The organism is Pseudomonas sp. 3A(2025), from assembly GCF_054589175.1.
Genome location: NZ_BAAILM010000062.1, coordinates 10,480 through 32,368, shown reverse-complemented (window position 1 = coordinate 32,368; position 21,889 = coordinate 10,480). Strand labels below are relative to the sequence as shown.

General features: G+C 60.5%; 17 protein-coding genes. 7 read left to right on the top strand and 10 right to left on the bottom strand.

The features are described 5' to 3' along the window. Nucleotides 1–25: 25 nt before the first annotated feature. The 9 genes from ACYP2A_RS21765 to ACYP2A_RS21725 all read right to left on the bottom strand — a co-directional run bounded on the left by ACYP2A_RS21765 (nucleotide 26) and on the right by ACYP2A_RS21725 (nucleotide 13,645). Entirely contained in the window at nucleotides 26–1,189 is a 1,164-nt protein-coding gene (locus ACYP2A_RS21765; protein ID WP_459747993.1) for a zinc-binding metallopeptidase family protein, read from the bottom strand. A gap of 76 nt (nucleotides 1,190–1,265) precedes the next feature. Then, on the bottom strand, nucleotides 1,266–3,623 hold the full coding sequence (gene ligA, locus ACYP2A_RS21760) for an NAD-dependent DNA ligase LigA (protein ID WP_459747992.1): 2,358 nt from the start codon (nucleotides 3,621–3,623) through the stop codon (nucleotides 1,266–1,268). 107 nt (nucleotides 3,624–3,730) lie between these two features. After that, nucleotides 3,731–4,603 (bottom strand): cell division protein ZipA, encoded by an 873-nt coding sequence (gene zipA, locus ACYP2A_RS21755; RefSeq protein WP_459747990.1) that lies wholly within the window; start codon nucleotides 4,601–4,603, stop codon nucleotides 3,731–3,733. Between the two features lie 381 nt (nucleotides 4,604–4,984). After that, nucleotides 4,985–8,473 carry a chromosome segregation protein SMC gene (smc, locus tag ACYP2A_RS21750; RefSeq protein ID WP_459747988.1) on the bottom strand — a complete coding sequence of 1,163 codons (3,489 nt, stop codon included), beginning with the start codon at nucleotides 8,471–8,473 and terminating at the stop codon, nucleotides 4,985–4,987. Nucleotides 8,474–8,477: 4 nt separating this feature from the next. Then, nucleotides 8,478–9,134 carry a GntR family transcriptional regulator gene (locus ACYP2A_RS21745; RefSeq protein WP_459747986.1) on the bottom strand — a complete coding sequence of 219 codons (657 nt, stop codon included), beginning with the start codon at nucleotides 9,132–9,134 and terminating at the stop codon, nucleotides 8,478–8,480. A gap of 164 nt (nucleotides 9,135–9,298) precedes the next feature. After that, nucleotides 9,299–10,216: a DMT family transporter gene (locus tag ACYP2A_RS21740; RefSeq protein ID WP_459747984.1), complete on the bottom strand. Its 918-nt coding sequence runs from the start codon at nucleotides 10,214–10,216 to the stop codon at nucleotides 9,299–9,301. Next, nucleotides 10,206–11,504 (bottom strand): diaminobutyrate--2-oxoglutarate transaminase, encoded by a 1,299-nt coding sequence (gene ectB, locus ACYP2A_RS21735; protein WP_459747982.1) that lies wholly within the window; start codon nucleotides 11,502–11,504, stop codon nucleotides 10,206–10,208. Before ectB ends, ACYP2A_RS21740 begins: the two co-directional genes overlap by 11 nt. Before the next feature lie 61 nt (nucleotides 11,505–11,565). Beyond that, nucleotides 11,566–12,909, bottom strand: coding sequence for a SidA/IucD/PvdA family monooxygenase (locus ACYP2A_RS21730; RefSeq protein ID WP_459747980.1), 1,344 nt, complete (start codon nucleotides 12,907–12,909; stop codon nucleotides 11,566–11,568). Nucleotides 12,910–13,021: 112 nt separating this feature from the next. Next, complete coding sequence (locus ACYP2A_RS21725; RefSeq protein ID WP_459747978.1) at nucleotides 13,022–13,645, bottom strand: glutathione S-transferase family protein; 624 nt, start codon at nucleotides 13,643–13,645, stop codon at nucleotides 13,022–13,024. A gap of 87 nt (nucleotides 13,646–13,732) precedes the next feature. On the opposite strand from ACYP2A_RS21725, the gene ACYP2A_RS21720 reads away from it, so the two are divergent. The 6 genes from ACYP2A_RS21720 to ACYP2A_RS21695 all read left to right on the top strand — a co-directional run bounded on the left by ACYP2A_RS21720 (nucleotide 13,733) and on the right by ACYP2A_RS21695 (nucleotide 20,165). Next, the gene (locus ACYP2A_RS21720) at nucleotides 13,733–14,578 is read left to right on the top strand and encodes a helix-turn-helix domain-containing protein (protein WP_459747976.1); all 846 of its coding nucleotides are present in this window, start codon (nucleotides 13,733–13,735) and stop codon (nucleotides 14,576–14,578) included. Continuing rightward, nucleotides 14,578–15,915 carry a guanine deaminase gene (gene guaD, locus ACYP2A_RS21715; protein WP_459748093.1) on the top strand — a complete coding sequence of 446 codons (1,338 nt, stop codon included), beginning with the start codon at nucleotides 14,578–14,580 and terminating at the stop codon, nucleotides 15,913–15,915. Before ACYP2A_RS21720 ends, guaD begins: the two co-directional genes overlap by 1 nt. Before the next feature lie 161 nt (nucleotides 15,916–16,076). Continuing rightward, nucleotides 16,077–17,141, top strand: coding sequence for an LLM class flavin-dependent oxidoreductase (locus tag ACYP2A_RS21710; protein ID WP_459748091.1), 1,065 nt, complete (start codon nucleotides 16,077–16,079; stop codon nucleotides 17,139–17,141). A 15-nt stretch (nucleotides 17,142–17,156) separates the two neighbouring features. Beyond that, on the top strand, nucleotides 17,157–18,110 hold the full coding sequence (locus ACYP2A_RS21705) for an ABC transporter substrate-binding protein (RefSeq protein ID WP_459747974.1): 954 nt from the start codon (nucleotides 17,157–17,159) through the stop codon (nucleotides 18,108–18,110). A 216-nt stretch (nucleotides 18,111–18,326) separates the two neighbouring features. Then, complete coding sequence (gene alc, locus ACYP2A_RS21700; RefSeq protein ID WP_459747972.1) at nucleotides 18,327–19,322, top strand: allantoicase; 996 nt, start codon at nucleotides 18,327–18,329, stop codon at nucleotides 19,320–19,322. Between the two features lie 327 nt (nucleotides 19,323–19,649). Next, nucleotides 19,650–20,165, top strand: coding sequence for an ureidoglycolate lyase (locus ACYP2A_RS21695; RefSeq protein ID WP_459747970.1), 516 nt, complete (start codon nucleotides 19,650–19,652; stop codon nucleotides 20,163–20,165). Nucleotides 20,166–20,179: 14 nt separating this feature from the next. Here ACYP2A_RS21695 and ACYP2A_RS21690 read toward each other — a convergent pair whose 3' ends face one another. After that, nucleotides 20,180–20,968, bottom strand: a complete 789-nt coding sequence (locus ACYP2A_RS21690) for an SDR family NAD(P)-dependent oxidoreductase (protein ID WP_459747968.1) — start codon at nucleotides 20,966–20,968, stop codon at nucleotides 20,180–20,182. A 129-nt stretch (nucleotides 20,969–21,097) separates the two neighbouring features. Between ACYP2A_RS21690 and ACYP2A_RS21685 the strand changes: the two genes are divergently transcribed. Next, on the top strand, nucleotides 21,098–21,889 hold a 792-nt coding region (locus ACYP2A_RS21685), incomplete at its 3' end, for a LysR family transcriptional regulator (RefSeq protein ID WP_459747967.1).

Sequence of the window (21,889 nt, the reverse complement as noted above, 5' to 3'; positions counted from 1 at the left end):
ATCTGAAGAGGTTCAGATACTTGGATCAGGCCTGCAACACCTCATCGGCCTTGCCGCCCGCATCCTGAATCACCAGATGAATGAAATGCAGCTTGGCAATCACCGCCGGTGGCAGGACGAACGGGTAGAAATCTGGCTGGCCCATGCTGCGCGACAGTTCGTTGAGCATGCTGGCCAGCTCGATCCAGGCGTTGACGAACGACAGGAACGCCGTGCCACTGGGGTGCTGCGGGTCATACAGGGTATCGAGCGGGAATGGCTGGAAATCCAGCTCCATGTCCCGTGCGCTCATGCCAAAGCCCAGTGCGGTGTCGACGGCATCGACCATGTGCAGGTAGTGCGCCCAGGTTTCGGCCCAGTCTTCCCACGGGTGCATGGTCGCGTAGGCGCTGACATAGCGCTCTTGCCAGTCAGCCGGCGCGCCCTGCTCATAGTGGCGATCCAGTGCTTCGGCATAGCTGGCGCGTTCATCGCCGAACAGTTGACGACAACCCTCTTCCCACTTGGTATTGGCGATCAACCGATCCCAGTAGTAATGCCCCACTTCGTGACGGAAATGGCCGAGCAAGGTGCGATACGGCTCGCGCATCTGCACGCGCACCGCTTCGCGATGGGCGTCGTCGGCTTCCTTGATGTCCAGCGTGACCAGGCCATTGGCGTGGCCGGTCGTGGGCTTGCGACCCTCAAGGTCGACACCGATGAAATCGAAGGCCAGACCGCGCTCTTCATCCACCGATTTGGGAATGACCCTGAGCCCCAGCGAAATGAGTTGGGCCACCAGGCGCCGCTTGGCGGTTTCAACCTTGCGCCAACGCTCGTGATTTTCAGGGATCGACAGGTCGGGAATGGTCCGGTTGAGGCTGCACGCGACACAGAACTCGCCCAGATCATGGGCCGGGAACAACCAGTTGCAGGCTGCTGGCGTCTGCAGGTTGGCACAGCGCCGGTACAGACCGATGCCCGGCTCGTCGCTCAGGCGCCAGGTGTTCGGCTCTGCAGCCGGCTCCAGCGCCACGACCCGGCTCTGCTCGGGCAAGTAACCCAATGCGGCCTCACAGGCCAGGCACTGGGTGTTGGGAAAAAACACCGACTGGCCACAACGGCACTGCCAGACCTTGCTATTGCGCCGGGTTTCACCCATGAACGGCGCTGCGATACGCGAACTCAATTGCTCGAAAAAATGAAACATGGCGGATTTCCCCTGTTGGCCTGAATGACTAGATCATGGGCGTATACAGGGGTTCCGTCTAAATAAACGCCGCCCGTCAAGCAATCCCCTGCCCAGCCAGAAACTCGATGAATGCGTCTTCATCGAGCACTTTGACCCCCAGTTCATTGGCCTTGGTCAGCTTGGAACCGGCACCGGGACCGGCGACCACCGTGTGGGTCTTGCCCGACACGGAGCCTGAGACCTTGGCGCCCAGGCTTTCCAGCTTGTCCTTGGCGATATCGCGGCTCATGCGTTCCAGAGAACCGGTCAACACCCAGGTCTGGCCAACCAGCAGCAGGCCTTCGACGGTTTTCTTCTCGCTTTGCCAATGCATGCCGAAGTCCTTGAGCTGGGCTTCGATGGCACGGGCGCGCTCGGCGTTGGCCGGGATATCAAAGAACTCGCGCACCGATTTTGCCTGTTTTTCAGGCAGGGTCTGGCGCATGTCCAGCCAGTCGGCCTGAATCACGTTGTCCAGCGAGCCGAAGCGCTCGGCCAGCTTCAAGGCGCCGCCCGGCCCCACCGAAGGAATACCCAACTTGTCGAGCATTCCGTCAAGGGTCGCGCTGGCGGCGAATTCGGCGCCCAGTGCGCCTTCATCCTGCAATTGCAGGCCGCGTTCGCCCAACAAGGCATCGATGACGTTGCGGTTATGTTCGTCTTCAAAGAAGTTGTGAATCTCGTGAGCGACTTCCAGGCCGACGTCCGGCAGGTAAGTCAGTACCGGCGGCAACGCGCGCTTGACCCGCTCCAGCGCACCCAGCGAGCGGGCCAGGACCTTGGCGGTCTCTTCACCGACATCCGGAATGCCCAGCGCATAGATAAAGCGTGCCAGTGTCGGTTGCTTGCTGTCGGCAATGGCCGCGAGCAGCTTCTTGCTGGAGACCTCGGCAAAGCCTTCCAGATCGATGATCTGATCGTATTGCAGGGCATACAGGTCGGCCGGCGAGCCAATGAGTTTCTCGTCGACCAGTTGCTCGATGGTCTTGTCGCCCAGGCCTTCGATGTCCATGGCCCGGCGCGAGACGTAATGAATGATCGCCTGCTTGAGCTGCGCACCACAGGCCAGCCGGCCAATGCAGCGATACACGGCACCTTCGCTGAGGGTTTCCTTGCCTTTGCTGCGCTTGACCAACTGGGTGCGCTCGACGTGCGAGCCACACACCGGGCAGGTCTCGGGCACCTGCACCGGGCGGGCGTCCTCGGGACGGCGCTCGGTGACCACCTGCACCACCTGTGGAATCACATCGCCGGCCCGGCGAATGATCACGGTGTCGCCGATCATCACATCCAGACGGGCGACCTCATCCATGTTGTGCAACGTAGCATTGGCAACCATCACGCCCGCCACCTTGACCGGCTTGAGCCGCGCCACCGGGGTCACGGCGCCGGTACGCCCGACCTGGAACTCCACGTCAAGCAGCTCGGTCAGCTCTTCCAGTGCCGGGAACTTGTGCGCAATCGCCCAGCGCGGCTCACGGGCGCGAAAACCCAGTTCGCGCTGATAGCCGAGGGTGTTGACCTTGAACACCACGCCGTCGATTTCGTACGCCAGGCCCAGGCGTCGCTCGCCGATGTCGCGGTAATACGCCAGACACTCCTCCACACCCTCGGCCAGACGCAATTCGCGGCTGATCGGCAGGCCCCAGGCCTTGAGCTGATTGAGCATGCCGACGTGGGTATCGGCTATTTCCGCAGACACCTGGCCCAGCCCATAGCAGCAGAATTCCAGCGGGCGGCTGGCGGTGATCTTAGAATCCAGTTGCCGCAGGCTGCCAGCCGCCGCATTGCGCGGGTTGGCGAAGGTCTTGCCGCCCACTTCAAGCTGGCTGGCATTGAGCTTTTCAAAGCCGGCCTTGGACATGAACACTTCGCCGCGCACTTCCAGCACTGCCGGCCAGCCGCTGCCCTGCAACTTGAGCGGCACATTGCGGATGGTGCGCACATTGACGCTGATGTCTTCACCGGTGCTGCCATCACCGCGGGTCGCGCCGCGCACCAGCGCACCATCGCGGTACAGCAGGCTTACCGCTAGGCCATCGAGTTTTGGCTCACAACTGTACTGCACCCTGGCGCCGCCACCGAACAAGTCACCGGCCGGCAAATCCAGCCCCTCGACCACACGACGGTCGAAGTCGCGCAGGTCGTCGTCCTCAAAGGCGTTGCCCAGGCTGAGCATCGGCACTTCGTGACTGACCTGGGTGAATGCCGACAACGCCGCGCTGCCGACCCGCTGAGTCGGCGAGTCCGGGGTTACCAGGTGCGGGTTTTCGGCTTCCAGCGCCTTGAGCTCATGAAACAGACGGTCGTATTCGACATCCGGGATGCTGGCCTCATCGAGCACGTGATAACGGTAGTTATGCAGGTCCAGCTCTGTGCGCAGTTCCAGGATTCGGGTTTCGGCAGCCTTCATGGTGGGTCGTCTCTCGAAAAGCAAAAAGAGCAGCCGTGGCTGCTCGATCAGTAAAGAAGATAGTCGGCAAACGGGCGGGCATGCGCTGTGCCGCCCTGCCCGAACACTCAGCGACGCTGAGTCAGCGCACGGCGCTCGAATTCGACGATGCGCTGGCGATAATGTTCGATGGTTTGCGCGGTCAGCACGCTGCGCTGGTCATCCTTGAGCTCGCCGTCGAGTTCATGCGCCAGCTTGCGGGCTGCGGCGACCATGACATCGAACGCCTGCTTGGGATGGCGCGGGCCTGGCAAGCCGAGGAAGAAGCTCACGGCACGGGTGCTGAAATGGTCGATATCGTCCAGATCGAACACGCCGGGCTTGACCGCGTTGGCCATGGAGAACCAGACCTCACCGTTGCCAGCCATGCTTTCGTGACGGTGGAAAATATCCATTTCGCCGAAACGCAGTCCGCTTTCCAGAATGTTCTGCAACAGCGCAGGACCTCTGAAACCGCCTTCGTCACGGGAAATGACACTGATTACCAGCACTTCTTCCAGTGGCACCTGATCCTTGTCTTCGATAGACGATGCAGAAGCCGTTGTGCGTGCGGCAGGCTTGTCGGCGTCCACTTCATCGTCGCGGGCCGAGAATAGGCCAGGGCCGTCGTCGTTCAGGTCCAGATCACCCGATGCCGGCTCGTCCTTGCGCTTCTTGCTGGTGTCGTTATAACGACGCCGCGGCTCGCGGGCCTCGCCACTGACCGAAGGCAGGTCGTGCTCGTCGAGCTGCGGCTCTTTCTGGGTGTCGAGTACACGCGAAGGTCCGAGCAGGTCGGCAGACGGTGTATCGTCCTCGTCCGCTGCGCTGGAATGACTGCGGTCGAGCCTGAATTTCAGTTTTCCCTTGCTACCGCGCATGCGGCGCCAGCCGTCAAAGAGAATACCGGCGATGACAATGATGCCGATGACGATCAGCCACTCGCGCAGACCGATTTCCATGTAATCCCGTGCCTCTAATGAGAAATTCTGTAAACAAGGGCCAAGGGCACCTCTGAAAACTACCTGCGTTGTCATCGCTGCGTTAAAAACACGCTCGAAATGCTCATGTACTTGAGTACATTCCGCGTCCTCGCCTGTTTTTGCCTTGCGCTGACTGCCTCGCCTACGTTTTCAGAGGTGCCCTAAACCCCTTTAATGCGCGGTGCCAAGTCTATGTTCTAACTGGCATTTTGCCCACGATATAGATAAAAAAAGTGGTCATTAAACTAGCACGACCTCAGGCAACTTAACACCGTCTATTCCACCTGTTGGTCAAGAATCGATACATACCGCACAACCGGCACTACAAAACGCCCCTTACGCCCCCTCGGCAGAGCGGTTTCAGGCCTCCACCATGGCCATGGCTTCCTCGACATCGACCGCCACCAACCGCGAACACCCCGGTTCATGCATGGTTACGCCCATCAGTTGATCGGCCATTTCCATGGCGATCTTGTTGTGGGTGATATAGATGAACTGCACCGTTGCAGACATTTCTTTCACCAGTCGCGCATAGCGCCCTACGTTGGCGTCATCCAGCGGCGCATCGACCTCGTCGAGCATGCAGAACGGCGCCGGATTGAGCTTGAAAATCGCAAAGACCAGAGCCAGTGCCGTCAGGGCTTTCTCGCCGCCGGACAACAAATGGATGGTGCTGTTCTTCTTGCCAGGAGGACGCGCCATGATTGTCACTCCTGTATCGAGTAAATCTTCGCCCGTCAGTTCCAAATAAGCCGAGCCACCACCGAAAACTTTTGGAAAAAGTGCCTGAATTCCGCTGTTTATCTGATCGAAGGTGTCCTTGAAGCGGTTACGGGTTTCCTTGTCGATCTTGCGAATCACGTTTTCCAGCGTGTCCAGCGCCTCGACCAGATCGGCATCCTGCGCATCCAGATAGCGCTTGCGCTCGGACTGCTGCTGATACTCGTCGATCGCCGCCAGGTTGATCGCGCCGAGACGCTGAATACGCGCGCCGATATTTTCCAGCTCTTGCTCGGCATGGCTTTCGTTGAGGTCGGCGTCCAGCGTGGCAATGACGCCGGCCAGGTCATAGCCGTCCTCATGCAATTGCTCTTCGAGAGCCTTGCGCCGCACCGTCAGCGTTTGCCACTCGAGGCGCTGCTGCTCCAGTTGCCCGCGCAGCAGTTGCGACTGCTGCTCGGCCTGGGTGCGGCGCTTCTCGACATCGCGCAGTTCGCGGTCGGCGTCTTCCAGTGCATTTTTGGCAATGCGCATTTCGTCGTCGACGGCCATGCGCCGCTCCAGCAGATCTTCAAGCTTCAGGCGCAGCTCTTCCAGCGGGGCGGCGCCCTCTTCCAGGTTCAGGCTCAGTTGTTCGCGGCGCTCATTGAGCCGCTCGGACTGCATGCGCAAGCGCTCCAGCGCCTGATGGGTCGAGTCGTGCTGAGCCTTGAGCGAGCCAAGGCGCACGGCCAGTTGATGACTGCGGTCCTTGTGCTGGCGCGCTTCCTGACGCACCCGGTCGAGCCGCTCGCGCAGGCTGTCACGCAACCCTTGCAGCACTTCGCGCTGCTCGGTGTCGAGCGCCATGGCATCCAGTGCCTCTTGCAGCTGCAGGCGCGATTCACCGAGATTTTCGTGTTCAAGTGTGCGTTGCTCGGCCAGTTCGGCCAGCTCTTGCTCAAGCCGCACACGGCGCAGGGTCAATTGCTCGGCCTTGGCCCTGGAGGCCGACAGGCGTGCCTTGAGCTCGCCTTGCTGGCGGTGCTCGTCCTGCAACTGGCGACGCAGCGCCTCACGGGCTTCTTCTTGCTGCGCCTGCTGCTCACGTACCGTTTGCAAGCGCTCTTGCAGGTCGGCCAGCGTGGCCTCACGCTCATCGCGTTCAAGGCCCAGATGCTGGATTTCCTGACCACGCGCCAGCACACCGCTTTGTGCCTCACTGGCGCGGCGGACACGCAGAAAATCGCGCCCCACCCAATAACCATCGCGGCTGATCAGGCTTTGCCCGCCTTGCAGCGTGGCGCGCCTGGCCAATGCTTGATCAAGATCTTCGACCGGTATCACCTGGCCTAGCCAGCTCGACAGGTCGATACGGCTGTCGACCTTGTCGAGCAAGCTGCCCGACACACCAGAGCCACCTGCCACAGGGCTTACCAGACGCAGGTCGCCCTGGCTGAAGCCTGCCAGATCAAGCCCCGCCAGATCATCGACCAGCACCGCCTGCAAGTCGGCACCCAGCACGGTTTCTACCGCCAGCTCCCAGCCGGCCTCGACGTCAAGGCCTTCGGCCAGCCTCGGGCGCTCGCTCAATTGCTGCTCACGCAGCCACTCGGCGGTGCCAGTGCCCGGGTCCAGCGCCGCCTGCTGCAAGGCTTCGAGCGACGCCAGACGGCCGTGCAAACGCTGCAAGTCGCCTTGTGCCTGCTGTTGATCCTGGGTCGCCTGCTGCAAGCTTTCACGCAGGTGCTCCAGCCGCTCGACGGCCTGCTCTTCGCTCAGTTGCAGCTCTTCAAGGGTCAGCTCGCGGATCGCCAGCTCTTCTTCCAGGCCTTGAATCGCGGCATCTTCGGGGTCGGCGGCGAGCAGTTGCAGCTCTTCGCCCAGCCGCCGTTGACGCTCGGCCAGCCGCTCCAGCGCTTGCTCAAGCTGCTGGATGCGCGACTGCTGCACCTGAGCCTGACGCTGTGGCTCGGCCGACTGCTGGTTGAAACGGTCCCACTGCTCCTGCCAGCCGTGCATAGCGCTTTCGGCGTCTTCCAGAGCCATGGCCGACTCTTCGGCGGCAGCGGCGGTAATTTCCTGCTCGGGTTCGAGCATTTCCAGCTCTTCGCCCAGCGTCGCCAGCAAGGTGCTGTCATGACCCAGATGCGACTCGGTTTCCTGGCGCGCCTGCTCTGCTTCACGCAGGTCGTCCTGTAACTGGCGCAAACGCTGCTGGCCATGCTGAATGCTTTGTTCTATTCGGGCAATGTCGCCGCCAACCGAATAAAACCGCCCCTGGACCAGATTGAAGCGCTCCGACAGGTCGTGATGACCGTCGCGCAAGCGTTCGATGCCAGCATCGGCATTGCGCTGTTCGGCCACCAACGCCTCAAAACCGACTTCCTGATCGCCGATCACCGCCTCGCGCTGACGCACCTGCTCGTTCAGCGCCTGCCAGCGCAGGGCTGACAGTTGCGCCTTGAGCTGGCGTTCTTCGGTCTTGTACTGCTGGTACTTCTCGGCGGCCTGGGCCTGGCGGTGCAGGCGTTCGAGCTGGCGTTCAAGCTCTTCGCGCAGGTCGCTCAGGCGCGCCAGGTTTTCCTGGGTACGACGAATACGGCTTTCGGTTTCCCGACGCCGCTCCTTGTACTTTGAAATACCGGCGGCTTCTTCGATGAAATTGCGCAGTTCTTCGGGCTTGGCTTCGATCAGCTTGGAGATCATGCCCTGCTCGATGATCGAGTAGCTGCGCGGCCCCAGGCCAGTGCCAAGGAAGATGTCGGTAATGTCCTTGCGCCGGCATTTGGTGCCGTTGAGGAAATAGGTGTTCTGACTGTCGCGGGTCACCTTGCGACGAATCGAGATTTCCGCGTAGGCGGCATATTCGCCCACCAGGGTGCCGTCGGAGTTGTCGAACACCAGTTCGATACTCGCCTGGCTGACCGGTTTGCGGCTGGTCGAGCCGTTGAAGATGACATCGGTCATCGACTCGCCGCGCAGGTTCTTGGCCGAGCTTTCGCCCATGACCCAGCGCACCGCATCGATGATGTTGGACTTGCCGCAGCCATTGGGACCAACCACCGCCGCCATATTACTGGGGAAGTTCACCGTGGTCGGGTCAACGAAGGACTTGAACCCGGCAAGCCGGATGCACTTGAGGCGCATGCGCTCAGTCCGCAGCGAGGGCTGCCAGCACCAGCTGGCAGTTGCGTTGACCGTAAGCGGTCAACACCGTACGGATACGCAGCGGATCACGCTCGATCACCGCGTGCAGCAGCTGCGCGAACAGCTCGAGAAAGTCCCCCATCTCGGCCTTGCGCTGCTCCAACGCCAGGTAATAGTTGCGGCTCATGGACGGTTGCAGGTTCTCGATGGTCTCTTGCAGGTACGGGTTATCGGCGAACGGAAACGCCGCCCGCATCACGCTGAAGCTGTCTTCGACGAAGGCCTGCACGTCCTGACGATCGTGACTGGCCTGCAAACGCTGCTGAATGACCAGAAACGGCTGCAAATCGGCCTGCTCTTGCCAGCGTTCGGACACCGCCAGGGCCAACAGGATGTACAGCTCGCCCATCAGTGTGCACAGGCTGGTCACATGATGCGCATTCAGCGCGGTGACCTGGGCGCCACGGCGCGGCAGGATCACCACCAGATGGCGGCGCTGCAGAATCAGCAAGGCTTCACGCACCGAACCGCGACTGACGTTCAATGACTGCGTGACTTTCTGTTCCTGGATACGCTCACCAGGCTTGAGTTCGCCACGGATAATCCGCTCGGCCAGATGCTGGGCAATTTGTTCGGCCAGGCTGTCGGGAGCCTTGAACATCGTTTGATTCCTTAGCAAGCAACTACAGACTCGATACAAGCGGCGCAGTGTATCTCAAGCGCCGGGGCATTGGCGCAATCTCTTGCGGCCAGAAACGACTGTGCGCAAGCCTTGAGGGCCTGCGCACAGAATGAGTCAGAACATTGCTGCAAGGTATTGCCGGTTTACGCGCTCTCGGCGACTGCCGCACTCGCCACTGCCGCCTTCTGCGGCGGCTTGATCGAGCCGATATACACCGCAACGATGGTCAGCAGCGCACCGCCGATCTGGATGGCAGAACTGTCCTTGCCCAGCAGGGTGATGTCGATGAAGTAAGTGATCACCGGCTCCAGCAGCAGAATCAACCCCGCCAGCCCCAGGCTCAACGCGCCGATCGAGCGGTTGACCAGCAGCCAGCCGACGAACTGCACCAGCACCCCATAAATGATCAGCATCAGCAGGGTCTGGCCGTCGACGATCGCCAGACTTTCATTGTTCACCAGCGCATAACCAAGCAACACCAGCGCCGCCCACAGGCTCAGGTTGAGCATCTGCGCAATCTTGTCGCCGCCACCGTCCGGCAACTGGGTATTGACCTTCAGGAAGTACACGCAAATCGCGTACGCCAGCCCCGACAACACGCCATATACCACGCCCTTGATGCCCAGCGCACTGCGCATTTCCGGCATCAGCAGCAGGTACAGCCCCACAAATGCCAGACAAATGGAGATCACAAAATAGATCGACGGCTTTTCCTTTAACAGGTAAAGCCCCAACAGGGTCATGAAGAACACCTGGCAGTTGGTCAGAATCGAACCGATGCCGGGACCGACGATATAAATGCTCTGGTGCCACAGCACCAGGTCGATGGCCAGAAACACCCCGGCCAGTGCCGTGTACATCTGCGCCCTCAGGCTTTTGAGCAGCACCGGGGTCTTGCGCACTTTGAGCAGCAGATAGAACAGGATCGAGGCAAACAGCATGCGGTAGAACCCTGCCCCGCCCGCGCCGATATTGGCGAAAGCGACGGCCAGGGCCGACAGGCTGAGCATCAACCCGCCGATGGTCAGCTCGATGATTGCCCGATTGTTATTAGTTGACATCAGCGATCTCCCGGATCGTACGCGGTGTATCGAAATCTTTGCTCAGCACCTGCTGCATGGCCTCGAAAATACGTTGCAACCCCATTTGCAGGGTCGACGTCTCGATGGTCAGCGCCGGCATCAGCTTGAGCACCTGATCTTCAGGCCCGCAACGTTCGATGATCAGGTGCCGTTCAAAGCAGGCACGCATCACCGCCGCCGCCCGCGACGCTTCGTGGAACTCAATGCCATAAAACAGCCCACGCCCGCGCACCGCTTTGATATGCACGGCAAAACGTTCGGTTACGGTACCAAGCCAGGCCTGCAAGTGTGCTTCACTGGCCTTGATATGCTCGACCAGCAGCTCATCGCACCAGAACGCTTGCAGCGTTCGGGTGGCCGCGACAAAAGCCAGGCTGTTGCCACGGAAGGTACCGTTGTCTTCACCGGGTCGCCATTGATCCAGCTCAGGGCGATGCAACAGCAGCGCGAACGGCAAGGCGTAGCCACTGAGCGATTTGGACAGGCAGACCATATCGGGGGTGATGCCAGACGGTTCAAAGCTGAAAAACGTGCCGGTACGGCCACAGCCGGCCTGGATATCGTCCACGATCAGCAGAATGTCGTGCTCGGCCGTCAGTTGCCGCAGCCGGCGCAGCCACTCGGCCGACGCTATATTGATGCCGCCCTCACCCTGCACGGTTTCCAGGATCACCGCCGCAGGCAGGTCCAGACCCGAGCTGTTGTCGTTGAGCAGGCGCTCGAAATAGGCAATCGTATCCAGGCCCGGCAAATAGTTTTCATACGGCAGGCGGAACACATAGGGGTCGACACCCGGCTGGCGGTTGTCGCGGCTGCCGGTCAGACCCAGCGAGGTGCCGGACATGCCGTGAAAGCCGTTGGTGAAACTCACAACGTGCCGACGCCCGGTGACCTTGCGGGCCAGCTTGATCGCCGACTCGACCACGCTGGTGCCGGTCGGCGAGGTGAATTGCATCTTGTAGGCCAGCGCACGCGGCTCAAGAATGATCTTGCGAAAGTTATAGATGAACGCCTGCTTGGCGCGGCTGTGCATGTCCAGCGCGCCCTGGATGCCGTCGTCTTGCAGGTAATCGATCATCGCCGTCTTTACCACGGCCGGGTTATGGCCGTAGTTGACCGAACCTGCACAACTCAGAAAGTCGATGTACGCCTGCCCTTGAAGGTCATACAGGTAGCTGCCCTGAGCGCGGTCGAAGATCACAGGAAAGCTGCGGCAATAGCTGCGCGCCTGAGACTCGACCTCGGTAAATATACTGCGCTCATCCATTCCAGAAATATCCATCGGTTACTTACTCATAAAAGGTCGAATGCGGTACAGCAACGACGGCTCAAGCGATTTTTTGCGCGGCAGGCTCAAACCCCAGCTGCGCATTCAGCGAAGTGAAAATATCCCGGGCACGCAACGACAGCAGGCTGAAAGAGCCGGCATCGCCATAACCGTGGGACGATTCGCACAAACCATTGAGGTAAAGCGCCGGCAGGCTGCAGCCTTCGCGGGCCGACAGGCGATAATCGCGACCAATACGAATCACTCCGCCTTCATCGCAGTCCAGGCACTCGGCCAGGTCTTTGAGCACGGCAGGGAAACGCTCGTCCTGCTCGCCAGTCCCCAGGTTGCGAAAACCGGTGGCCAGCACGATGGCATCGAGGTCGTCGAGGGTTTCGCTGACCTGGCTGCGCGTGTCGAGCACGTTCAGTGCGTAGCCGTGTGCGGCGGGTGTGCACCCCTGGATTTCACTCAGGCCCTTGATCACGACCCGCTCTTTGCCCTTGAGACGATCTTCGTACATGCCCACGTACAACTCGCCGATCACATCGGCATCGGCGGCCGAGTAATTGGTGTAATGCAGGTGCCGATTGATGTTGCGCTTGGCTTCTGCGGAGCTGTAGTAGTACTGGTCGACAAAGTCCGGAAAATACACATGCTCGCTGAACTGGCTGGTGTCCTTGAGGCGGAAACCATAGCCGCGCTGCACGTTGATGATTTCCAGCTGCGGGTAGGTGTGACGCAGGTGCAGGATGATTTCGATAGCACTCTGGCTGCCGCCGACCACCGCCACCCGCTTCAACTCGCCCTGCCGCGACAGTTGCTCCAGACGCCCCAGGTACTGGGTCAGGTGAAATACCCGATCCTCAGTGCAATTGGCAAAGACCTTGGGAATGACCGGCGTGCGGCCCGGCGCCAGCACCAGCGAGCGGGCATAAAACCGGTCGCCGGCCTGAGTCGTTAGGCAATACACCTGGCTGCTCGGGTCGGTATGGATCGAGGTCACCGTCTGGTTATAAGCGACGTCTTCGGCAAAGAAGCCGGCGACCCAGCGCACGTATTCGGCAAATTCGCTGCGCAGCGGAAACTCCAGGCCGAGGTTGAGGTGCTCGAACAACCGATCGTTTTCGAACAGAAAGTTGGTGAACGTGTAGCGGCTGCGTGGATTGCGCGGCGTGACCAGATCACGACTCGGGTGGTTCTGGATATCGCTGCCCGCCAGGAGCATTTCCGGCTGCCACCGAGGGCTGGCATGGCGCTCGAGAAACAGACGTGTGCCGGTAAATTGCAACTCTTCCAGCGCAATGGCCAAGGCAATGTTGGCCGGACCAAAACCGATACCGATCACATCGTAAATCTGCCCATCACGCCCGACGGTCCTGGCATTGACTGTATGAACGCTCATCCTTGCTTTCCTTTATCCCATTAAGCCTGCCGACTCGACGCGTCGGAAAACCCTTGGATTTTCCGACGTCAGATCAATGTCGATAAATGTGTTGTGTCACAGAGGGCGCGGATCAGACTTCTTGCGCGGCCAGCTTCAACCATTGCTGCACCGGCGCATACGCCAGCAGGTTATTCACATAACCCTGCAACGACTCGGGCACCTCGATGCCGTAACGACGCAAGCGAAACACCACGGGAGCAAACATCGCATCGACAATGCCGAAGGTGCCGCACAAGAATTGCTGCGAACCGCTGCGCTCACGCAACTGGGTCCAGATGGCGAAAATTCTCTGGATCTCTTCGCGGGTCTCAGCCGTCAGGGGCTCTGGGGTTTCGCCGGTTTGCAGGCCAAACGACATCTGCGTGCGCAGGCTGGTGAAACCCGAGTGCATCTCGGCCGCTGCCGCACGGGCCAATGCCTTGAGTTGTACGTCTTCAGGCCACAGGTTGGCTGCCGGGTAAACGCTGGCAACGTATTCGCCAATGGCCAGGCTGTCGTTGATGACGATGTCATCGAGCACCAGGGCCGGCACTTTGCCCGAAGGCGAATGGGCCAGGATGCGTTGTCGGGTGTCGCTCTGCTCCAGTTTGATCTGGATGATGTCGAACGAGACATCGGCAGTGACCAGCGCCAGCCATGCGCGAAACGACCATGAAGACTTGTTGAAATCCCCAATAACCAGTGTTGTAGACATTGAACGCTCCGCACCGCGTGTGCTATGAAATGGGCGCTTAATGTATAAACCTTGCGTTCACCGGTATTGCACAAAACTGGACATTTCATGGAAGAGTTACAACACAGCAAAGCCCCTGATACGGGTAAGGATTTCGTGCACTTCTGGCGTATTCCCGAAGGCGACTGTGAACTGTTATCCGCGCATTACAGCACCCAGTCGTTTGGCCGGCATTCGCATGACCGCTATGCGCTTGGCGTGATCAGTGACGGCGCCGAAAAACTGTTCTATCGCGGCAGTTACGCACTCGGTGGCGCCGGCAGCGTAGTCACTATCAGCCCCGGCGAAATTCACGATGGCCTGCCCGGTAACGACCAGGGCTGGACTTATCGAATGCTGTATATCGATCCGCAGTGGGTCAGCCGCCGTGTGTTTCAGGGGCGCTTTTGCGAGGATCATATTCACCTGTTCCAAACGGCGATGAATCAAACTCCGAACATTGCCACGCTGTTTTTGCAGCGCCATCAAATCATTCAATGCTCCCCGCCCAGCCTGGAGCGCGAAACATTATTACTGGATCTGGTGGCACAGCTGTTTGAACGCAGCGGCGCACCGGTCATGCGGGTCGAATCATGCGAGCCGCAGGCGGTCAAACGCATCAGGCAGAAACTCGAAGACGACTTCGACAAGGCCGTATCTCTGGAAGAACTGGCGCACATGGTCAATCTTGATTCGTTGTATCTGATTCGCGTGTTTAAAAAGTGTGTGGGCGTTACTCCGCACAGTTATCAGATTCAAAAGCGTATTGCCCACACCCAGGAACTGCTGCGCCGTGGCGCGGGACTGGCAGAAGCGTCGTTCGCCTGCGGCTTCTTCGACCAGAGCCACATGAGCCGGGCGTTCAAGAAAGTGGTCGGTATCACGCCCGGCAGCTTTCGCAGGTTGTGCCATTGATCAACGCCAAACGTACAGCCCACCGCGCCGCCATCCTCTATAGCATCGCCGACCCTGCCGAGAGCGGCATACACGCCAGCCATGTGTATTTCGCCGATGGCCTGCTGCTGGTCGAGGATGGGCACATCAGCGCTGTCGGTCATGCAGCCGACCTGTTACCAGGGCTTGGGTCTGATGTGCAACTGATCGAGCACCCGAACGCGCTGATCACTCCTGGCTTTATCGACACCCACATCCACTTGCCCCAGGCCGGCATGATCGGCGCCTGGGGCGAGCAACTGCTCGACTGGCTGAACACCTATACCTTTCCGTGCGAGCGGCAATTTGCCGACGCTGCGCATGCCGCTCATGCCGCCGAGCTGTTCATTCAGGAACTGCTGCGCAACGGTACCACCACCGCCATGGTCTTTGGCAGCGTGCACAAGGCCTCGGTAGACGCCTTCTTCGAGGCCGCCGAACGGCGCAACCTGCGCATGATCGCCGGCAAGGTGATGATGGACCGCAACGCCCCCGACGACCTGACCGACACGCCGCAATCGAGCTACGACGACAGTAAGGCGCTGATCGAACGCTGGCACGGCAAAGGCCGCCTGAGCTACGCCGTCACCCCGCGCTTTGCGCCCACCAGTTCCGCCGAGCAGTTGACCCTGGCCGGCCAGTTACTCCGCGAATACCCTGGGCTGTACCTGCAAACCCATATCAGCGAAAACCAGCAGGAAGTCGCCTGGGTCAAGGCGCTGTTTCCCGAGCGTAAAAACTACCTGGATGTTTACGATCACTACCGCTTATTGGGCGAGCGTTCGGTGCTGGCGCATGGCGTGCACTTGTGCGATGACGAATGCGCGCGCCTCGCGCAAACCGGCTCGGCCATCGCTTTTTGCCCGACCTCCAACCTGTTTCTGGGCAGCGGCCTGTTCAACCTGCCAATGACCGAGCGGCACAAGGTCAACGTGGGCCTGGGCACCGATGTCGGTGCCGGCACCAGCTTTTCGATTCTGCAAACGCTCAATGAGGCCTACAAGGTCATGCAGTTGCAGGGCGCGCCACTGCACCCGTTCAAAGCGTTTTATCTGGCGACACTGGGCGGCGCCCGCGCCCTGCGCCTGGACGACCGCATCGGCAGCCTGCAAGCCGGGCTCGAGGCAGATTTTGTGGTGCTCGACTACCACGCCACGCCGCTGCTGAGCTATCGGCTGGCGCAGGCACGCACGATTGAAGAAACGCTGTTTGTGCTGATGACTTTGGGCGATGACCGCGTGGTCCGCCAAACCTGGTCGGCGGGCGAATTAGTGCATGAACGTGATGCATCATCACCACCTCATAAAATGCATTTTTAAAATATTAGCTTATACCCAAAACGAATTTCCCTTCGATCGTAATTGCCAATAGTCTTATAAGCATTGGTTAGGCCACAGTGCCTGCTTATAAGAAAAAACCCTACCGTACACACGACTGGCAGCGATCGAAGGAGCGTCTCATGAGCGTCGAAATCATCGGCATGATTACCGCCACCCCCAGTGCCGAGGTGGATCAGCCACTGGGCGAAGCCGTGGATGCCGACTTTGTCCGGCGTTTCGCTCAGGCCCATGAGCAGGCCGGCTTCGACAAGGCACTGGTCGGTTATTTTTCCAACGGTGCCGAGGGCGCGGTGGTCAGTTCGTTCATCGCCGCCGCCACCGAACGCCTGGGCATTCTGCTGGCTTACCGCCCCGGCGTGATTGCCCCGCCACTGGCGGCCCGGCAACTGGCAACCCTGGACCAGTTCAGCAACGGGCGCTTGTCGCTCAATGTCATCAGCGGCGGCAGCGATGTCGATCAGCAGCGCGATGGCGACTGGCTCGATCACGACCAGCGCTATGCGCGCACGGATGAATACATCGAGGCGCTCAAGGCCATCTGGACCGCCGAAGGCCCGGTCGACCACGAAGGCCGCTTCTACCGCTTCAAGGGCGCACTGCCCAACGTACGGCCCAGACAGAAACCACACATTCCTATCTACTTCAGCGGCTCGTCGCCAGCAGCGCTCGATGTCGCGGCGCGGCACGCCGACACCTACATGCTCTGGGGCGAACCGCTGGCCGACTTTGCCGAACACGTACAGCACCTGCGCAAGGCCGCTCAGCTTCAGGGACGAAGCCCAGGAATCTCGGTGTCGTTCCGGCCCATCGTCGCCGACACCGAAGAAGCCGCCTGGAAGCGCGCCGCCGAAATCCTCGAACGCATCCGCGACAACCGCGAACGCTTCGGCTTGCCCCTTCATGGTCACGCGCCCGGCAATATCGGCTCGCAACGCCTGCTGGCCGCCGCCCAACGCGGTGAAGTGCTGGATGAGCGGCTGTGGACCGGCGTCGCCCGACTGACCGGCGCGCAATGGAACTCCACCGCGCTGGTCGGCACGCCCGAGCAAGTGGCAGCCGCGCTGGGCCGCTACTGGGAACACGGCGCCAGCACCTTTCTGATTCGTGGCTTCGACCCGCTGGACGATGCCCGACTCTATGGCCGGGGCCTGATCCCGGCGATTCGCGAACATATTGCCCGCCTGCAAACCCGCAAGGCCGGCTGACCTGGAGAAGTCCCCATGAAATTGCTTCGTCTGCTGCGCCGCAGCCTGGTCGCGCTGGCCATTGCTGCGCCTGTTACCGTCCTGCACGCGGCTGAACCCACCGTGCTGCGCGTCGGCGATCAGAACTACTACAACGTGCGCGCTTCGGTAGAGGCCTCCGGCGTGCTCAAGGACGCGCCTTACACCGTCGACTGGAAACACTTCCAGTCCGCCGCCCCGGTGGCCGAAGGGCTGGAAGTCGGCGCGCTGGACCTGGGCTTTCTCGGCGATTCGGGCTTTATCTTCCTGGCTGCCAAGGGCGCGCAGGTGAAACTGATCGGCGTCTCGCGGCAGAACCCCGACACCATCGCCCTGCTGGTGCCCAAGGACTCGACCGCCAAGACCATTCAGGACCTCAAAGGCAAGAAGGTCGCCTACTGGCCCGGCGCCTGGAGCCAGCAACTGACCTTGCGCGCCCTGGATAAAGCCGGCTTGCCACACGACTACGTCGAGTTCGTCAAACTGATGCCGATCGACGCCGCCGCCGCTTTCCCGCGTGGCAGCATCGACGCCTTCCCGGTGTGGGAACCGTACATCTCCCAGCAAGTGGTGTTCTCCGGCGCCAAGCCGATCATCACCGCCCGCGACCTGATGCCGGGGCTGTCGAGCATCGCCGCCAACGCCAATTCCATCGACCCCAAGCGTGAAGCCATCGCCGACTTCCTCGGCCGCCTGCAAAAAGCCCGCGCCTGGGTTGAAGCCAACAAGGAAACCTACGCCGATATATGGGCGAAAAAAGCCAACCTGGACCCGGCCGTCTCGCGCCACTGGATCGGCCAGGCCAACATGACTGTGGGTCCTGTGGACGAACAGGCCGCCAGGGACTATCAAGGCACTGCCGACTTCCTCCAGCAAACCGGCGCCCTGCCCAAGGCGTTCAACACCAGCACCATCATCGACACCTCGTTCAGCAAGGCTTTCAGCCAATAAGGGCGGCAAGAGACATGCACCGTGTTGGTGCCAGTGTTTTCGGCCAGACCTGATAAGGCGCACCACGGTAGGACTGGTCTGACCAGATACCAGCAAAATAAAAACCCTTGAGCCCCGTAATACGGGGCTCAAGGGCTTAATCTTTCATGACAGGCAAACAAATTGCATAGGAAATACCATCCTATTCAGACGCCCCTTTGCACAAGGCCACTGCCCATGAAAGTCCACGCTGCTCCGTTCGAGAAATACGTCAACCTGGCCGATGCCCGTCTCGGCACGCGCATCCTGTCGGTCACCGATGACTGGTTCGCCGACGCCAACCGCCTGTTCCAGCCACACCCGGCGGTGTGGAAGGAAGGCGTGTTCGACGACAACGGCAAATGGATGGACGGCTGGGAATCGCGCCGCAAACGCTTCGAGGGTTATGACAGTGCGGTCATTCGCCTCGGCGTGGCCGGGGTGATCAAGGGCGTCGACATCGACACCTCGTACTTCACCGGCAACTACCCGCCTTCCGCCTCGCTGGAAGCCTGCTTCCTGGCCGAAGGCGATCCCGACGACAGCACCGAATGGTTCGAACTGCTGCCTTCAGTCGAGCTGCAAGGCAACAGCCACCACTATCACGCCATCGACGCCAACCAGCCGTTCAGCCACCTGCGCTTCAACATTTACCCCGACGGCGGCGTGGCCCGCCTGCGCGTGCATGGCATTCCCTACCGTGACTGGTCGACGGTCAGCACCGAACAGACCCTAGACCTGGCCTCGGCCCTCAACGGTGGCCGCTCGATTGCCTGCTCCGATGAGCACTACGGCAGCATGGGCAACCTGCTCAACCCAGGCCGCGGCGTCAACATGGGCGACGGCTGGGAAACCGCCCGCCGCCGCACACCGGGCAATGACTGGGTGATCGTCGCGCTGGGTCATCCGGGTGTCATCGAGCAAGTGATCGTCGACACCCTGCACTTCAAAGGCAACTACCCCGACAGTTGCTCGATCCAGGGCGCATTCGTCAAAGGCGGCACCGACAGCCAGATTGAAACCCAGAGCCTGTTCTGGCGCGAACTGCTGCCCAGCCAAAAGCTGAACATGCACGCGGAGCATGCGTTCAGCGAGCAAATCAAAGACTTGGGGCCGATCACCCACGTGCGCCTGAACATCTTCCCTGACGGCGGCGTCAGCCGGCTGCGATTGCTGGGTAAGGCCAGCCGCTGATACTGACGACCCTGTGATCCCCGTAGGAGCGGCTTTAGCCGCGAATGGCGCGAATCAGCGGCGCTTTCCCCCCGACTAAAGCGGTTCGCCGCCCGGTCGGTCCTACGGATTAATACCGATCAGTTAAGCCGGATTTCGCCAGATTTTACGTCTGACACTCAATTGTAGGAGGGAGCGGGCGGCGATCCGTCTCTGCTGGCGATGAGGCCAGTAAAACCGGCACATTTGTAGCGGCTGTACCACAGCATTCGCCAGCAGAGCTGCCTCCTACAGATTCGCCCGACGGATCGCCCCAGCTTGCCCTACCACGTACTAATAGAAGCCACCATGCGCAGCCTGATTATCGAACCATTGACCAAACACGCCTTCGCCCCTTTCGGCGACGTGATCGAAACCGAAGGCAGCGCGCACTTTGCAATCAACAACGGCTCGACCCAGCGCTACCACCGCCTGGCCGAGGTGCAAACCGCCACGCCCGACGACCAGGCAATCATCAGCATCTTCCGCGCCCAGACGCTGGAATGGCCGCTGACCATCAACATGCTCGAACGCCACCCGCTGGGCAGTCAGGCGTTTATCCCGTTGCTGGGTAATCGTTTTCTGATTGTGGTCGCACCGGCGGGGGATGAACCGGATCCGGCGTTGATTCGCGCCTTTGTGACCGACGGCAAACAAGGCATCAACTACCATCGCGGCGTCTGGCATCACCCGGTGCTGAGCCTGCAGGCGCAGGATGATTTTCTGGTGGTGGATCGCAGTGGTGAGGGGAATAACTGCGATGAGCACTTTTTTACCGAGGATCAATGGCAGGTGCTGAATCCTGAGCAGCACCTGCGACCTTGAAACTTGCAACGCGATCAGACGAGGCTGTCGACCACGCCACCATCGACCCGCAGCGCGGCGCCGGTAGTGGCCGAGGCCTGTGCCGAGCTGACATAGATGATCATGTTCGCCACTTCTTCGACGCTGGCTGCGCGCTGGATGATCGATGAGGCGCGGTGGGCATTGACGAAGTCGGCCGCGACCTTTTCCAGGCTCTCGCCGCTGCGCTCGACTTCAGGCTGGAGCATTTCGGCCACACCTTCGGACAGTGTCGGCCCCGGCAATACCGAATTGACGGTCACGCCGGTGCCTGCCAGGCGCTTGGCCAGGCCGCGCGAAATGGCCAGTTGGGCGGTCTTGGAGAAGCCGTAGTGGATCATGTCCGAGGGGATATTCAGCGCCGACTCGGATGAGACAAACACGATTCGCCCCCAGCCGCGTTCGACCATGCCCGGCGCATAGGCACGAGCCAGGCGCACGCCAGACAAGACGTTGGTGTCGAAGAAACGCTGCCACTCGCTGTCAGGCGTATCGAAGAAGTCCTGCGGCTGATAAATGCCCAGGTTATTGATCAGGATGTCGACGTGCGGATGTTGCTCGATCAGTTGCTGCGTCGCCGTTTCGCTGGCCAGGTCGCCGGCAAAGCCGATGGCGTTGGCCGCCAGCGGCCCGAGGCGCTCAAGGGCGCTTTTCACAGAGGCGTCGCTGCGACCGTTGATGATCACTGACGCGCCGGCTTCGAGAAACCCTTTGGCAACCGCCAGACCAATGCCATTGGTTGAGCCGCTAACCAGTACCTGCCGGCCGGTGAAGTCGATGTTCATGGTGAGTTCTCCATAATCGGGTTGATTGAGACCACTGTGCAGCATTTTCAAATCCCGGATAATCCGTGATTTTCGAATATCACTTTTCGAATTTGTCGAATAATATCCCGCACTTTTAGGCGACTACCTGTGGACACATTCGATGCCCTGCGCCTGTTCGTCAGCATTGCCGAAACCGGTAGCCTGAGTGCCGCCGCCCGACGCCAGGCAGTGGCCACCTCGACGGTGACGCTGGCCCTGCAACAGCTGGAAGAACGCGCCGCCACCCGTTTGATCAACCGATCGACGCGAAAGTTGACCTTTACTCACGAGGGTGAACGTTTTCTGGTCGACGCCCGGCGTTTGCTGGCCGACTGGGAGGGCTCGATCGACAACATTCGTCAGGACGGTCCACTCAAGGGCCCGATACGCATGACCGCCACGCGGGATTTCGGGCGTACACAACTGGTGCCGCTGCTCGACCGCTTCATGCAATTGCACCCGGACATTCAGATCAGCCTGCACCTTGAAGACGGCGTGTTCGACCTGATCGAAAACAATCTCGACCTGGCGTTGCGCAATGGCCCGCTGGCCGATTCAGCGCTCAGGTCGCGCCTGCTCATCCGCAGCCAGCGCATCGTGTGTGCCACTGCGCAGTACTGGCGAACCCACGGCAAGCCCGAGCATCCCGAGCAATTGAGCCAGCACAACTGCCTGGTCTTGCAACGGCCGGACGTGCCCTTCTCGACCTGGCCATTTATTGTCGACGGCAAGCCGGTGGCGATCCGTGTCGCCGGCAATCGGGTGGCCAATGACGGCGCGGTGCTGCGCCACTGGGCGCTGCAGGGCCATGGCGTGATGATCAAGAATTGCTGGGAAGTGCGCGAAGAACTGGACAGCGGCCTGCTGGAAACCGCGCTGGATGCGTACATGCCACGGCAT

Coding starts and splice junctions, on each gene's coding strand:
- ACYP2A_RS21710 (WP_459748091.1), top strand. CDS start 16,077: ATGATTACCGCCACCCCCAGTGCCGAGGTGGATCAGCCACTGGGCGAA.
- ACYP2A_RS21705 (WP_459747974.1), top strand. CDS start 17,157: ATGAAATTGCTTCGTCTGCTGCGCCGCAGCCTGGTCGCGCTGGCCATT.
- ligA (WP_459747992.1), bottom strand. CDS start 3,623: ATGAAGGCTGCCGAAACCCGAATCCTGGAACTGCGCACAGAGCTGGAC.
- smc (WP_459747988.1), bottom strand. CDS start 8,473: ATGCGCCTCAAGTGCATCCGGCTTGCCGGGTTCAAGTCCTTCGTTGAC.
- ACYP2A_RS21745 (WP_459747986.1), bottom strand. CDS start 9,134: ATGTTCAAGGCTCCCGACAGCCTGGCCGAACAAATTGCCCAGCATCTG.
- ACYP2A_RS21690 (WP_459747968.1), bottom strand. CDS start 20,968: ATGAACATCGACTTCACCGGCCGGCAGGTACTGGTTAGCGGCTCAACC.
- ACYP2A_RS21695 (WP_459747970.1), top strand. CDS start 19,650: ATGCGCAGCCTGATTATCGAACCATTGACCAAACACGCCTTCGCCCCT.
- ACYP2A_RS21720 (WP_459747976.1), top strand. CDS start 13,733: ATGGAAGAGTTACAACACAGCAAAGCCCCTGATACGGGTAAGGATTTC.
- zipA (WP_459747990.1), bottom strand. CDS start 4,603: ATGGAAATCGGTCTGCGCGAGTGGCTGATCGTCATCGGCATCATTGTC.
- ACYP2A_RS21725 (WP_459747978.1), bottom strand. CDS start 13,645: ATGTCTACAACACTGGTTATTGGGGATTTCAACAAGTCTTCATGGTCG.
- ACYP2A_RS21730 (WP_459747980.1), bottom strand. CDS start 12,909: ATGAGCGTTCATACAGTCAATGCCAGGACCGTCGGGCGTGATGGGCAG.
- ACYP2A_RS21765 (WP_459747993.1), bottom strand. CDS start 1,189: ATGTTTCATTTTTTCGAGCAATTGAGTTCGCGTATCGCAGCGCCGTTC.
- ACYP2A_RS21740 (WP_459747984.1), bottom strand. CDS start 10,216: ATGTCAACTAATAACAATCGGGCAATCATCGAGCTGACCATCGGCGGG.
- alc (WP_459747972.1), top strand. CDS start 18,327: ATGAAAGTCCACGCTGCTCCGTTCGAGAAATACGTCAACCTGGCCGAT.
- ectB (WP_459747982.1), bottom strand. CDS start 11,504: ATGGATGAGCGCAGTATATTTACCGAGGTCGAGTCTCAGGCGCGCAGC.